This is a genomic window from Phycisphaerae bacterium (assembly GCA_012729815.1).
Classification (GTDB): Bacteria; Planctomycetota; Phycisphaerae; order JAAYCJ01; family JAAYCJ01; genus JAAYCJ01.
This window is the reverse complement of the sequence record JAAYCJ010000181.1, coordinates 1-12,982: the sequence shown is the minus strand read 5'-3', so window position 1 is coordinate 12,982 and position 12,982 is coordinate 1. Positions and strand designations below refer to the sequence as shown.

The window sequence follows — 12,982 nt, the reverse complement described above, 5'->3', positions numbered from 1 at the left end:
GGTTGTCAAAGAGCCTCGGCCGATGGGCCGGGCAGGTTTCCCCTGCGGGATAAAGATGTCGGGTGAATCCGGGAAAGTCAAATCGGGCGGGCACAATTCATGTGATCGCCGTAACAGTTGACTTCCCAATTATTTACAGCCTTATAAGTCTCACTGGGCCTCACGGTCGTCTTAGGATTTGCAGGGGATTTCTGGGCAGGGACAGAGATTTGCGGGGGGACGCAGGAAAGTGCGGAATCACGGAGGGTCAGGCGTGTTTGAGGGAGAGGATCCGGGCGATGCGGTCCTTGATGGGCGGATGGGTGGAGAAGAGGCTGGAGGCTCGTTCTTCAAAGGACTTAATGGGGTTGACGATGTAGAGGTGTTGGGTGGCGCGGTTGGCGGCTTCGAGGACTTCGGGGTCGTTGGAGATTTTGGCGAGGGCGGAGGCGAGGGCGTCGGGGTCGCGGGTGAGGTCGACGGCTGAGGCGTCGGCGAGGTATTCGCGTTGGCGGGAGACGGCCAGTTCGATGATCTTGGCCAGGATCGGGGCGATGATGCTCAGGACGATGGCGACGATGAGGATGACGATCACGGCGCCGCCGCCTTTGGAGGAGCGCCGGGAGGAACGCCGCCCGCCGTACCAGAGGGATCGACGGAAATAATCAGCCAGGAGGACGACGACGCCGACGAGGACGGCCATCATCATGGCGAAGAGGATGTCGTAGTTTCGGACGTGGCTCATTTCGTGGGCCATGACGGCTTGGAGTTCGGCGCGGGTCAGTTTGTCGCGGAGGCCGCGGGTAATGGCGACGATGGCGTGGTCGGGATTTCGGCCGGTGGCGAAGGCGTTGGGGGCGGAATCCTCGATGAGGTAGATTTTGGGCACGGGCTGGCCGCCGGCGATGGCGAGTTCCTCGATGACGTTATAGAGCTGCGGGTCTTCCTCCTTGACCAGCGGCCGGGCTCCAGAGATCGACAGGAGGGTTCCGGCTCCGCCGAAGTAGCTGAAGGTAAGCATGACGACGGTGACGGCGAAGGCGACGGCCACGGCGACGAGGGTGACGTGCTGCTCGGAGCCTGGGTACTGGGTGACGGCGATGGCGTAGCCGAAGAAGGCGGCCAGGCCGATCACGGACGCGGAGAAAGAGAAGGCGAGGAGCCAGGTGTTTCGCTTGTTTTCGCGGACCAGGTCATAGAGGGTGGCGGCCATAACGTTCATCCTGACGAGTGCGTACGTTTGCTTTGATTTTATGTGTATGGGTAGTGGAATGCAAAGGCGGAGGCGAATGGAGAATGCAGAGTGCAGAATTCAAAGTGCAAAATGGGGGAGGGTGAAAAGCGTTGATTTTGATGGGTGTCAGGGGTAGGGTTGTGCGGTTTGGAGATCACCGGTTATATAGAGGAAAGACGGCAAATGGCTGATAGGATCGAGTTGAACGGGTCGTGGCGCGTTCTGGGACTGAAGGTGAGCAAGCGGGAACAGGATCGTCTTCGGCCGGGCGAGCTTGAAGCGTTTGTAACGGAAGACAGATTCGCGGCAAAGCTGTCGCAGCCGGAGTTTGACGTGCCGGCGCGGGTGCCGGGCGACGTGTGGCAGGACCTGTTGCGGGCGGGCAAGATTCCGCATCCGTACAAGGATTTGAACTGCCCGAAGCTGCAGTGGATCGAGGACCGGCTGTGGGTGTACCGGACGACATTCGCGTCGCCGAAGGGGAAGGGCCGGCAGGAGCTGGTGTTTGAGGGGCTCGACACGCTGGCGGCGGTGGTGCTGAACGGCCGGTGCCTCGGCGTGGCGGACAACATGTTCCGCACGTGGCGGTTCGACGCGACGGACGCGCTGTCGGAGAAGGGGAAGAACGAGTTGCTGGTGGTCTTTCCGCCGCTGGGTCCGTACCTCGAGTCGAAGCCGGAGGTGGACGGGCAGTGGGCGCCATTCCACAAGGGCCGGGCGTGGGTTCGCAAGGCGCAGATGGAGTTTTCGTGGGATTGGGGCCCGCGGATCGTGCTGGCTGGGATGTGGAAGCCGGCGTATTTGCGTTCCGCCGACGCGGCGCGGATCGAAGGGTGGCATTTCCGAACGGTGAAGCTGGGCAAGGACAAGGCGACATGCCGGCTTGGGCTGGAGCTTTCGCAGCCGCCCAAGAAGGGGTGGACGGCCGAGGTCACGCTACGGCACGGCAAGCAGAAGATCGAGCAGTCGGTGAAATTGGCGAAGCAAGAGACCGACGCGCGGATCGAGATACCAGACCCGGCGCTGTGGCAGCCGGCGGGCATGGGCAAGCAGAACCTCTACGACCTTTCGGTGGTCGTGAAGGACGAGGGGGGCAAGGCGGTGGACCGGCTCCGCGAGCGGGTGGGCATTCGGACGATACGCATCCTGCAGAAGCCGCAGGGCAAGGACTGCCGGTCGTTCACGCTGGAGGTCAACGGCCGGAAGGTGTTTGCGGCGGGCGGGAACTGGATCCCGGCGGAGAGCTTCATCAGCGGTGCTTCGGACGAGCGGTACCGCCGGTTGCTGCAGTTGGCGCAGGAGGCGAATTTCAACTGCGTGCGGATCTGGGGCGGCGGCATCTACGAGCCGGAGGTGTTCTACCGGACGTGCGACGAGTTGGGGTTGCTGGTCTGGCAGGATTTCATGTTCTCTTGCGCCGCATACCCGGGGAACGACGCAGCGTTCGTGGCGAACGTGCGGGCGGAGGCGGTCGAGCAGGTCAAGCGGCTGCGGAACCATCCGTGCCTGGCCCTGTGGTGCGGGAACAACGAGAACCAGTGGATCGACGATCAGTGCCACTGGAACAAGAAGAGTCGGAAGCTGCCGTGCCTGCCGCTCTATGAGAAGGTGCTGCCGGAGATCGTGGCGAGCGAAGATGGAACCACGCCGTACTGGGCCTCGAGCCCGATCGGCGGCGACGATCACAACGACTATCGGCAGGGCGACCACCACGCGTGGAAGGTGTGGGCGGGCATTCGCATGCCGCGGCAGTTCGGCGAGGACACGGCGTGGCCGAAGGGCGTGGATCGCAACGAGATGGCCAACTATCGGCACTACTCGGACCTGGTGCCGCGGTTCGTTTCGGAATTCGGATTGCAGGGGTTGCCGTATCGCAGGACGCTTGAACCCTGGCTTGACGCCAAGGGCTTCACGCTGCGGTCGAAGGCGATCCTGTTCCGGGACAAGACCCGATCGTCGCTGGAGCGGGTGCAGGTGATGCTGGCGGGCGTGACCGGTCCGGCGAAGAGTTACGAGCAGCTCGAACGCTACACCCAGTTCGTCCAGGCCAAAGGGCTCAGCTACGCCATCGAGCACTACCGGCGGAACCTGTGGGATTGCAGCGGCGCGGTGATCTGGCAGCTCAACGACTGCTGGCCGGGATTCAGTTGGTCGCTGGTGGACTACGATCTGCGGGGCAAGCCGGCGTACTTTTCGGTCCGCCGGGCCTGCGCGCCGCGGATGCTTTCGATCGTGCGGAGCGCGGATGGAACCTTCGAGCTCCACGCGGTAAACCAGATGCCGGAGGCGTGGAAGGCGTCGGTTCGCATCCGCGTCGCGGATTTCCGCGGCCGGACGCTGGCGTCGGGCAAGGTCGATTTTACGGTCGGGGCCGATGCGGCCAAGAAGGTGTCGGCCGACCTGCTGCGGTCAGTGAAGATGGACGCGGCGCAGTTTGTTGCATCGCGGTGTTACCTGACGGCGGAAGCGGCCTCGGGCGGCAAGGCGTATCCGGCGTACTGGGTGGCGGACCCGGTGGAACTGGAGCTGCCGAAGGCGGCGCTGCGTTACGAAACGGCGGAAAAGAAGGTCGGCGGGACGTGGCGCTATACGGTGCGGATGGAGACGGATTCGCTGGCCCTGTACGCCGGCGTGGTTCCGCCGAACGGACAGTGCGTGTTCGAGGACAACTTCATGCACGTCGAAGCCGGGCGCATTGCGGAGGTCCGGTTTGACACGACGGAGAGGGTGAAGAAGGGGGATATTGAAGTCCGGTGGTTTGACGGCGGGAAGAAGTGAGAAGCCAGAACAGCGAACGTTAAGGTGCCAACCGGGCTCCACCATCTGCGGCGGAGCCCGGTTTGTTTTGTCCCCTGTCAATCCCTTCTTTTCGCGTGCTCCGCGTGTTCCGAGCCTCTTCACAATGAAGTCGTGGCGACGCGTGGACGCCCCCACTCCCTCACAGTCGCGGCTCTTTAAGAGCGGGTCAGTTGCTAATGGCTGGGCAGTCCAAGCCACCGGCCGTTGGGATAGTTGTAGAGGAGTTCGAGTTCGACGTCTTGGAGTTCGACGGGCAGATCGGCCAGGTCCGGGTTGCGCCGGGCGAGGCGAAGCGTGATCTCGTTGCGGCCTTTGCGCGGCAGCGTCGGCATCAGGTCGTAGTGTTGCCAGAAGCGGTCGGTAGGGCTGTAGGCGCCGGAGGCGACGGGGTTGTCACAGGCGAGGGCCTGACCGTTGAGGACGACTTCGAGGGCATCGGCGACAGTGAGGTTGGTCAGGTGGATACTGAGGCGAGCGGCGCGGAGGCGGTCGGCGGCGTCGGGCAGGTCGTCGGCGACGTCGATGGTGATCGTGGTGGGGTCGGACGTGAGGGCGGCTGAAAGTTGGCGCTGTTGCGGCAGGCAGTTGGGGCATGAGCCGTCGTAGCGCATGACCACGTAGCGCTTGTCCGTGTGGCGGAGACGCAGCGGGTCGCCGATGTTATCGAGCGCGGAACGGTTGTCGAGATTGTAGGTCGCGGCAGTGCCGAACCAGTTAAAGAGATATAGTCCGTCGGCCCCATTGGCCCAGTGCCGCGCGGCGATGGCGTGGGCCATCTCGATCGAGAGCGGGAGCATGACGGGCGGATTGTAGAAGCAGCGGACGAGGCCGCCGGTGTGGCCGGCCTGATAGCCTTCCTCGATGGCGGGGTTGATCCGCACGCCGCGGCCGCGGGCCAGCTCGACCCATTCGGATACGTCCTCTTCGAGGTCGGCGTTGAAGAAGGTGGAGGGAACGACGATATCGACGAGGTGTTCGTCGATCCACGCGGGCACGTCGAGGCCGAGGCGTCTGGCCCCTTCGACGGTGTTGGGCACGCGGACCGACAGGCCAAGCGGGCGGTTCCTCTTCGCTCCGATCCGATCGAGGATCGCGCGGGTTTTGCGGACAAAATCGGTCATCACGGGCAGATTGGCCTGTTCGCGGCCGAACTTGAAGTAGCCGGGACATCGCATGAAGTCGTACTCGAAGCCGTCGACGTCGTAGCGGCTGCACGCTTCGGCGACCAGGTCGAGGCGGAGTTGCCGGACTTCGGGGTGGGCGTAGTCCTGGAAGAGGGCCATGCTGTTGGCCCAACCGTCGGGCCAGCCCGCTGCACCCTCTTTGCCGATGAGGAATTCGGGATGGTCGGCGTAGAAGTCGCTGGCCAGGAGGTTGAGTTTGCCTTCGGGTCCGCCGTGGTGCCAGTCGTTCATGCGGAGCTGGAACCAGAAGGCGATGTTGAGACGGCGGGCCTCGCGTCGGAGCAGATCGAGCACGTCATGACCGGCCTGATGGAGAAGGCGGACGTTCTCAGCGTAGCGCCAGAGGCTCACGCCCTTGTCGCTGGCCACGCCCTTGGCCTTTTGGAGCCGATCGACGATGAACTCCATGCCGTGGACGGCGGTGGGATACATGGTGGTGTAACCGCAGCAATTGCCCAGGGCGGCCATGTAGGCGTCGACGGGCGTGCCCTCGAGGAAGCCGAAGTGGGCCTGGGCGACCTGGTCGGGCGTCATGGGCGAATTGTAGAAGCTCAACGTGCCGCCGTCTTCGTTCCACATCAGGCGATAGGGTTTGGAAAGACGGTGTGCGGACATGGCAGGTTCCTCTGCTATGGTAACAGGGTTTTGGATCATCGTACCTTTGGGAGTAGAGGGAATGAAAATTGAAAATTGAAAATATCAAAGTGCAAAATGGGGAGGCGGAGATTGACAGGCGGGTGGAGGGGTTGGAGAATTCGGCGAAGAAGGAAAGGGACCATATGGGTATCAACGTGCGGTTTACGGATGAGGATTGGGCGCGGATCGAGCGGGACTGGACGGCGTTCTGGGCGGGCGAGTTGGACCGGCCGCTGGTGGTGATGACGGGCTTCGAGCCGGACGGCGAGTTGCCGGAGGTACCGCCGTTTGTGCCGAGTCTGCCGATGTCGATGCCGGCGGAGGAGGTGGTGGACCGGTACGGCAAGCACCTGGAGGCCCAGCGGTTTTACGGCGACGCGTTTCCCAAGTGGTTTGTGAACTTCGGACCGGGGATCATGGCTGGGTTTTTGGGGTCGAAGGTGGGCGCGGCCCCGGACACGGTATGGTTCGACCCGCCGGAAGGGGCCTCGGCCCACAGGCTGGACCCGCGGTACGACCCGCAGAACGTCTGGTGGCAACGGGTCAGAGACATCACGCGCTGCGCGGCGGAAGCCTGGCAGGACCGGGTGTGCGTCTCGATTACGGACCTCGGCGGCAACCTGGACGTCGCGGCGTCGCTGCTGTCGACCGAGCAACTGTTGACCGATCTGCACGACGCACCGGAGCAGATCGACCGGGTGGTGGGCAAGATCACCGGGCTGTGGATGCGCTACTACGACGAGCTGTACGACATTGTCCGCCGGACCGGCCGCGGCAGCACGCCGTGGGCGCCGATCTGGTCGCCGGGCAAGTGCTACATGCTGCAGTCGGACTTCGCGTACATGATTTCGCCGGCGATGTTCGAGCGGTTCGTGATGCCGGACCTGCGGGCGTGCTGCGAGTTTCTGGACCACGGGTTCTATCACCTCGATGGCAAGGGGCAGCTTCCGCACCTGGACATGCTGCTGGAGATGGAGAACCTCTGGGGCGTCCAGTGGATTCCCGGCGACGGCAATCCGCCGGCGGACCGCTGGCCGGCGGTGCTTCGGCGCATCCGCGACGCGGGCAAACTGTGTCAGATGTACGTGGACGCCGAGGGCGCCCGGCGGATCGTGCGGGAGATCGGTGGCAAGGGCTTCATTTTCCAGGTCGGCTGGGACGGACTATCGCGGGCCGACGCGGAAGGGTTTCTTGCGACGCTGATGCGCGACAGCAGGTAGAGCGAAGACCCGATCCGCGACGGCCGCCGCGGAACGCCGGCAGGGCGTGGAGACCACAGGGCGCACACGCAGACTCCGCCGCGCTCAGCGGGTCTTTCGTCGCTCTATTCTCCTTTGACGCTGATCTTCTTGGTCTGGGCTTCCGGGCGTTTGGCCATGGTCACGGTCAGGACGCCGTTCTTGAAGGTGGCGTCCACTTTGTCCGGATCGACCGGGCTGGGCAGGGTGACGTTGCGGCAGAAGCTGCCGTAGCGTCGTTCGACGAACTGGTAGTCGCGTTTCTTTTCTTCCTGCTCCTGTTTCTTTTCGCCGCGGATGGTCAGCGTATTGCCCGAGACGCTCAGGTCGAGGTCGGAGGCTTCGACGCCGGGCAGGTCGGCTTTGACGGTCACATCGTCTTCGGATTCGGCGACGTCGACGCTGGGACCGCGTTCGAACGCTTCACCGAACGAAGAGAAACCCTCTTCGCGCATCTCGCGGAGCCAGCGTCCAAAGACGCGGTCCATTTCGTCGCGGAAGCGGGCGATCGGGCCTTCCTCCCGGCGTTCCATCTGGCCGGACTCATCGGGTCTGCGCCACTTGGTCAGTCGCATGGTTCTTCTCCTTTCTCGATGTCCGGTCATTCGGACTTGATTTCGACTTTGCGCCGTCGACTCGCGGCCGACTTGGGGACGTGCACAGTCAGGACGCCTTGCCGCAGTTCCGCATGGACCCTTTCGGAGTCCACCTCGTCGCTGAGCCGGAACGAACGAAAGTAGTCGCCGACGCCATACTCGCGGAGCAGGAAGTTGGTTTCTTGCGGGTCCTGCCTCGGATCGACGCGGCAGTGGATGGTGAGGATGTCCCGCTCACAAACCACGTCGGTGTTCTCGGAGGCGGCGCCGGGCACGTCGGCCAGGACCATCAGCTCATCTTCTTTTTCGATGATGTCCACGTCGGGTATATAGGTCCGGCCGGTCCGGGTCTGCTCCGGTTCGGTGACGGCCTGTTCTTCGCTGCGTTTGACTTCAACTTCCTGGGCCATGTCGATCTCCTTTCATCACTTCCTGAGTGAAACGGGCCGGCCTACTGGGTTTTGACCTCGATCCGCCGGGCCTTGGCCTCTTCAGCCTTGGGCAGCCGGATGGTCAGGACACCGTTCCTGAAGTTGGCCTCGATCTGATCGGCCTTGACCTGCCCTGGCATGGTCATGGTCCGGACGAAGTCGCCGGCGATCCTCTCGCGGCGGTGATAAGTCAGATCTTCACCCTCGACCGGCGGACGGCGGCCCTTGACCGTGAGTTCCTGGCCGGCGGCGGTGATCTCGAGGTCGTCCTGCTTGACGCCGGGAAGTTCGGACTCGGCCACGTAGGCGTCGTCTTCCTCCCAGACGTTCATCGCGGGAAACGCCCGCGCAGCGCCCGGCCAGCGGCGTTCCAGCGCCCAGGGAAAATCCTCGAACATGCGATCGATGGCTCGCCGGAGTCCAGCGGCGGGGACGAGCGGAGAATACGTTTGTCGCACCATGAGTTGGCCTCCCTTTACACGATCCACGCAGAATCGGCGCAAGTCGCGCCAAATACCATTGTGGGGCCGCCAAGCGGGTTTTCAATCAGGGCTGACGATGATTCCCGCCTGATGGCGGACCCGAAGGACGACGTCGGGGGAATCCCCGATCGGATGGAGGAGGCGGGAAGCCGCCCCATCGCAGAATCAGGGATTCCCCTGATTGTGGGCCCGCGCCGAGGCCGCTACGATCAGGTCATGGCGCCGAATTCGGCGTCGCAGCCGGGGGAACGCCTTGGGCTTCATGCACAACGGGTCGGTTTCTGGAAAGGGAGGTCTGTCATGTCCGTAGCCAAGATCATCGAAATCACGTGCCGGTCGGACAAGAGCTTTGAGGATGCGATCGAACAGGGCGTCGCGCGGGCGACCAAGACCGTGCAGAACGTCGAGGGGGCGTGGATCAAGGAGCAGAAGGTGGTGATCGAGAACGGCAGGATTGTCGGCTACCAGGTGGACATGAAGGTCACGTTCGTTTTGAAGGATAAGGAATAGTCCGGCGCACGTGCGTCAGGGGAGGTCCGGTCATGGCCGAGATCGCGGAGATTCGCCGGTGGCTCGATGAGGACGAGGCGCTGCTGGAGTATCGGTGCCGCGGGATTGGCAGGGAAAGGCTGCATCTGCCGGGCGCGGATTTCATCGAGCGGGTGTGGACAGCGACCGACCGGCCGGTGAGCGTATTGCGGAATCTGCGCTGGCTGCACGGGACGGGTCGGCTGGCGAACACGGGGTACCTTTCGATCCTTCCGGTCGATCAGGGGATTGAGCATTCGGGGGCCTCAGCGTTCGCCCCGAATGTGGACTATTTCGATCCGGAGCACATCGTCGAGTTGGCGGTCGAAGGCGGCTGCAACGGCGTGGCCTCGACGGTCGGCGTGCTGGGAGCGGTGGCACGGCGGTATGCCCACCGGATTCCGTTCATCGTGAAGTTGAATCACAACCAGTTGCTTTCGTATCCGAATGACTACGACCAGATTCTCTTCGCATCGGTGGAGCGGGCGTTTGAGATGGGCGCGGTCGGCGTGGGGGCCACGATCTACTTCGGTTCGCGGGAGTCGGACCGGCAGATCGTGGAGATCGCCCAGGTCTTCGAAAGGGCCCACGAACTGGGCATGTTCACCGTGCTCTGGTGCTATCTGCGGAACGCGGAGTTTCGCAAGGGCGAGACGAACTACGAAGCGGCTGCGGATTTGACGGGCCAGGCCAACCACCTGGGCGTGACCATCGAGGCGGACCTGATCAAACAGAAACTGCCGGAGAACAACGGCGGATTTCCAGCCGTAGATTTCGGCAAGACCGATCCGCGGGTCTACAGCGAGCTGGCCCCCGACCATCCGATCGAGTGGGCGCGCTGGCAGGTGGTCAACTGCTACATGGGCCGCGTGGGATTGATCAATTCGGGCGGCGCGTCGAAGGGCAAGGATGACCTGCAGCGGGCGGTGCGGACCGCCGTGATCAACAAGCGTGCCGGAGGAACCGGGTTGATCACCGGCCGCAAAGCGTTTCAGCGGCCGATGGCCGAGGGCGTCAAGCTGCTCAACGCGGTCCAGGACGTGTATCTGTGCCGCGAGGTGACGGTGGCGTGAGGGGAGAAGAAGCCAGGAGTTAGAAGCCTACGAAAGCCTATGCAGATTGCCACGTTGACAATGAATCCGACGATCGACATCAGCACGAGCACCGGGCAACTGGTCGCCGAGCGGAAGCTGCGGTGCGAGCGTCCGCGGTACGACCCGGGAGGCGGCGGCATCAACGTCTCGCGGGCGATCCGCAAACTTGACGGCGAATCGCTGGCGGTGTTCCCGGCGGGCGGGACAACCGGCCAGATGCTGCGAGAGCTGCTCGAGCGGCAGCAGTTGCGCCACGTGGCGGTTCCGACCAGCGGACGGACGAGGGAGAACTTCACCGTCTACGAGGAGTCGAGCGGTCAGCAGTACCGGTTCGTCCTGCCCGGTCCGCCGCTTTCGGAGCAGGAGTGGCGGCGCTGCCTGTACGAGCTGAGCTACCTGGATCCGCAACCGGAGTATCTGGTCGCCAGCGGCAGTCTGCCGCCGGGAGCGCCGGATGACTTCTACCGCCTGACCGTGCGCCTGGCCAAAGAGCATCGGATCCGGATCATCGTGGACAGCTCGGGCATCGCGCTGCGCCATGCGGTGGAGGAAGGGGTGTTCCTGGTCAAGCCAAACCTCAACGAGCTGCGAGACCTGACGGGCGACGAGCTTCGCGACGAGTCGCAGCAGGAGGAGGCGGCGCACGACCTGGTGGACTCCGGCAAAGCCGAGCACGTGGTGGTCTCGCTGGGAGCGGCGGGCGTGCTGTACGTCGGCCGCGATCAGCGGCGGCGAATCCGGGCTCCGACGGTCAGGATCCAGAGCAAGGTGGGCGCGGGCGACAGCACGGTCGCGGGCGTTGTTCTGGCCTTGGCCCGCGGTATGGAAATGCTCGAGGCGGTCCGGTTCGGCGTGGCGGCGGGCAGCGCCGCGGTGATGACCGCCGGCACCGAGCTCTGCGACAAGGACGACACCGAACGGCTCTACCGCCGGATCGCCGAAAAGGACGGGGCATGATGAGCATCCGCCTGGGAGGAAGGGGAGTCGACCCATGGATCTGGAGTTTGTCCGCAGTCTGATCGAGCCGGCCCAGACCAAGATCGTGCTGATGGTGCTGGACGGATTGGGCGGTCTGCCGCGGGAGGTCCGCGGGCCGACGGAACTGGAGGCGGCGAACACGCCGCACCTGGATGAACTGGCGGCGGAGGGGATCTGCGGCCTGCACGTGCCGGTGGGACCGGGCATCACGCCGGGCAGCGGGCCGTCGCACCTGGGGCTCTTCGGGTACGATCCGATCGAGTACCAGGTGGGACGCGGCGTGCTGGCGGCGATGGGAATCGGCTTTGACCTGCAGCCGGACGACGTGGCGGCGCGGGGCAATTTCTGCACCGTCGATGACGAGGGATGCGTGGTCGATCGGCGGGCCGGGCGGATCGACAGCGAAACGAACCGCCGGTTGTGCCAGGTGCTGCGCGACATCCGACTGCCCAACGTGGACGTGTTCGTCCAGACGGTCAAGGAGTACCGGCTGCTGCTGGTGCTGCGCGGACCGGGGCTTTCTGGAGACGTGACGGACACCGATCCGCAGGCGACGGGCGCATCGCCGCTGGAGCCGCAACCGCGGTCGCCGCGCGCGGAGAAGACAGCTGCGCTGGTGGGCCAGTTTCTCGCCGAGGCGAAAAAGCGGCTGGCCGATCAACACCCAGCCAACATGGTGCTGCTGCGCGGTTTCGCGGAGCGTCCGGACTGGCCGCGAATGGAGCAGGTATTCGGCGTGCGGGCGGCGGCGATCGCCGCCTATCCGATGTACCGCGGGCTGGCCCGGCTGATCGGAATGACGGCGCTGGAGACCGGTGAAGAGCCGGAGGATGAGGTGGCGACGCTGGAGCGCCACTGGGACGCGTTCGACTTCTTCTACCTGCACATCAAGAAGATCGACAGCGCGGGCGAGGATGGGGATTTCGACAGGAAGGTCCGCCTGATCGAAGCGGCGGACACGCTGACGCCGCGGGTCCGACGCCTGGACCCGGACGTGCTGGCGGTCACCGGCGACCATTCGACGCCGTCGATGCTCAAGTCGCACGGCTGGCAGCCGGTGCCGGTGCTGCTCTGGTCGCGCCACGTGCGGGCGGACCCGGTGGAGCAGTTCGGCGAGCGGGCGTGCATGGCCGGCGGGCTGGGCGCGACCCTGCCGGCAACGCACCTGATGCCGCTGATGCTCGCCGAGGCGGAACGATTGAAGAAGTTCGGGGCATGAAGAGGACTCCGCACTGGGCAACCGTGCCGGAGCAGGTCATGATCCCGTTCGCTCGATGAACAACAGACCGTTGCCGAAGCACCGCGATGATTGCGTCAGAGAGTTTCCGAACGGAAGGAGCTATGACGATGGAATCGAAAGATGCGTACCAGGAGAAGATGGAGGCTGAGCTCAAGACACTCGACGGCCGGATCCGCGAACTGGAGGGCAAGGCCCAGGAGGCCGAAGCCGATCGGAAGATCGAGTACCGGCACAAAGTCGAGGACCTCAAGACCAAACGCGGCGAGGCGCGGGCCAGGCTCGACCAGCTCAAGCGGTCCGGCGGCGATGCGTGGAAGGACATGCGCTCCGGCTTCGAACACGCGTACAACGACCTGCGGACCGCGGTCACCAACGCCGTGTCGAGGTTCCGCTGAACCATGGCGGGCATGAGAGTCATCGCCGTGACCGGGTCCAACGGCTCGGGCAAGGACGTGCTGGCCGAGCATTTGGCCCGGCGGTGTGACACGCCGGTGTTCTCGCTCGGCGATGCGGTGCGCGAAATCGCCGAGGAGGAAGGGGTGGACCGCACGCGGGAGAACCTG

Annotated in this window: 13 protein-coding genes; 8 read left to right on the top strand and 5 right to left on the bottom strand. The window is 64.3% G+C overall.

Annotated elements, in window-relative coordinates; genetic code table 11:
• Nucleotides 1–247 precede the first annotated feature (247 nt).
• Nucleotides 248–1,192, bottom strand: a complete 945-nt coding sequence (locus GXY33_12320) for a M48 family metallopeptidase (protein NLX05916.1) — start codon at nt 1,190–1,192, stop codon at nt 248–250.
• Nucleotides 1,193–1,396: 204 nt separating this feature from the next.
• Here GXY33_12320 and GXY33_12315 point away from each other — a divergent pair, with 204 nt between their 5' ends.
• Nucleotides 1,397–3,991: a glycoside hydrolase family 2 protein gene (locus GXY33_12315; protein NLX05915.1), complete on the top strand. Its 2,595-nt coding sequence runs from the start codon at nt 1,397–1,399 to the stop codon at nt 3,989–3,991.
• 194 nt (nt 3,992–4,185) lie between these two features.
• Here the strand turns inward: GXY33_12315 and GXY33_12310 are convergent, their stop codons facing one another.
• On the bottom strand, nt 4,186–5,811 hold the full coding sequence (locus tag GXY33_12310) for a family 10 glycosylhydrolase (protein NLX05914.1): 1,626 nt from the start codon (nt 5,809–5,811) through the stop codon (nt 4,186–4,188).
• Nucleotides 5,812–5,975: 164 nt separating this feature from the next.
• Between GXY33_12310 and GXY33_12305 the strand changes: the two genes are divergently transcribed.
• Nucleotides 5,976–7,052: a hypothetical protein gene (locus GXY33_12305; GenBank protein NLX05913.1), complete on the top strand. Its 1,077-nt coding sequence runs from the start codon at nt 5,976–5,978 to the stop codon at nt 7,050–7,052.
• A 104-nt stretch (nt 7,053–7,156) separates the two neighbouring features.
• Here GXY33_12305 and GXY33_12300 read toward each other — a convergent pair whose 3' ends face one another.
• Genes GXY33_12300 through GXY33_12290 form a run of 3 tightly spaced genes read right to left on the bottom strand, consistent with a single transcriptional unit; the run spans nt 7,157 to nt 8,558 of the window.
• Nucleotides 7,157–7,645, bottom strand: a complete 489-nt coding sequence (locus tag GXY33_12300) for an Hsp20/alpha crystallin family protein (protein ID NLX05912.1) — start codon at nt 7,643–7,645, stop codon at nt 7,157–7,159.
• A gap of 26 nt (nt 7,646–7,671) precedes the next feature.
• Nucleotides 7,672–8,076 (bottom strand): Hsp20/alpha crystallin family protein, encoded by a 405-nt coding sequence (locus tag GXY33_12295; protein NLX05911.1) that lies wholly within the window; start codon nt 8,074–8,076, stop codon nt 7,672–7,674.
• A gap of 41 nt (nt 8,077–8,117) precedes the next feature.
• A complete protein-coding gene (locus tag GXY33_12290; GenBank protein ID NLX05910.1) occupies nt 8,118–8,558 on the bottom strand; it encodes an Hsp20/alpha crystallin family protein in 441 nt (146 codons plus the stop codon).
• A gap of 321 nt (nt 8,559–8,879) precedes the next feature.
• On the opposite strand from GXY33_12290, the gene GXY33_12285 reads away from it, so the two are divergent.
• The 6 genes from GXY33_12285 to GXY33_12260 all read left to right on the top strand — a co-directional run.
• A complete protein-coding gene (locus GXY33_12285; protein ID NLX05909.1) occupies nt 8,880–9,089 on the top strand; it encodes a dodecin domain-containing protein in 210 nt (69 codons plus the stop codon).
• A gap of 32 nt (nt 9,090–9,121) precedes the next feature.
• Nucleotides 9,122–10,180: a class I fructose-bisphosphate aldolase gene (locus GXY33_12280; protein NLX05908.1), complete on the top strand. Its 1,059-nt coding sequence runs from the start codon at nt 9,122–9,124 to the stop codon at nt 10,178–10,180.
• A gap of 39 nt (nt 10,181–10,219) precedes the next feature.
• Nucleotides 10,220–11,158, top strand: coding sequence for a 1-phosphofructokinase family hexose kinase (locus tag GXY33_12275; GenBank protein NLX05907.1), 939 nt, complete (start codon nt 10,220–10,222; stop codon nt 11,156–11,158).
• A 34-nt stretch (nt 11,159–11,192) separates the two neighbouring features.
• Complete coding sequence (locus GXY33_12270; protein ID NLX05906.1) at nt 11,193–12,398, top strand: 2,3-bisphosphoglycerate-independent phosphoglycerate mutase; 1,206 nt, start codon at nt 11,193–11,195, stop codon at nt 12,396–12,398.
• Nucleotides 12,399–12,526: 128 nt separating this feature from the next.
• Nucleotides 12,527–12,814 carry a hypothetical protein gene (locus tag GXY33_12265; GenBank protein ID NLX05905.1) on the top strand — a complete coding sequence of 96 codons (288 nt, stop codon included), beginning with the start codon at nt 12,527–12,529 and terminating at the stop codon, nt 12,812–12,814.
• Nucleotides 12,815–12,817: 3 nt separating this feature from the next.
• Nucleotides 12,818–12,982, top strand: a 165-nt coding sequence (locus GXY33_12260; GenBank protein NLX05904.1) for an AAA family ATPase, incomplete at its 3' end; no start/stop codon positions are given.

Bases quoted from the DNA above. Each gene is read 5' to 3' on its own strand.
- GXY33_12295 (NLX05911.1), bottom strand. From the start codon at position 8,076: ATGGCCCAGGAAGTTGAAGTCAAACGCAGCGAAGAACAGGCCGTCACC.
- GXY33_12275 (NLX05907.1), top strand. From the start codon at position 10,220: ATGCAGATTGCCACGTTGACAATGAATCCGACGATCGACATCAGCACG.
- GXY33_12285 (NLX05909.1), top strand. From the start codon at position 8,880: ATGTCCGTAGCCAAGATCATCGAAATCACGTGCCGGTCGGACAAGAGC.
- GXY33_12265 (NLX05905.1), top strand. From the start codon at position 12,527: ATGGAATCGAAAGATGCGTACCAGGAGAAGATGGAGGCTGAGCTCAAG.
- GXY33_12280 (NLX05908.1), top strand. From the start codon at position 9,122: ATGGCCGAGATCGCGGAGATTCGCCGGTGGCTCGATGAGGACGAGGCG.
- GXY33_12270 (NLX05906.1), top strand. From the start codon at position 11,193: ATGGATCTGGAGTTTGTCCGCAGTCTGATCGAGCCGGCCCAGACCAAG.
- GXY33_12305 (NLX05913.1), top strand. From the start codon at position 5,976: ATGGGTATCAACGTGCGGTTTACGGATGAGGATTGGGCGCGGATCGAG.
- GXY33_12310 (NLX05914.1), bottom strand. From the start codon at position 5,811: ATGTCCGCACACCGTCTTTCCAAACCCTATCGCCTGATGTGGAACGAA.
- GXY33_12300 (NLX05912.1), bottom strand. From the start codon at position 7,645: ATGCGACTGACCAAGTGGCGCAGACCCGATGAGTCCGGCCAGATGGAA.
- GXY33_12290 (NLX05910.1), bottom strand. From the start codon at position 8,558: ATGGTGCGACAAACGTATTCTCCGCTCGTCCCCGCCGCTGGACTCCGG.
- GXY33_12315 (NLX05915.1), top strand. From the start codon at position 1,397: ATGGCTGATAGGATCGAGTTGAACGGGTCGTGGCGCGTTCTGGGACTG.
- GXY33_12320 (NLX05916.1), bottom strand. From the start codon at position 1,192: ATGGCCGCCACCCTCTATGACCTGGTCCGCGAAAACAAGCGAAACACC.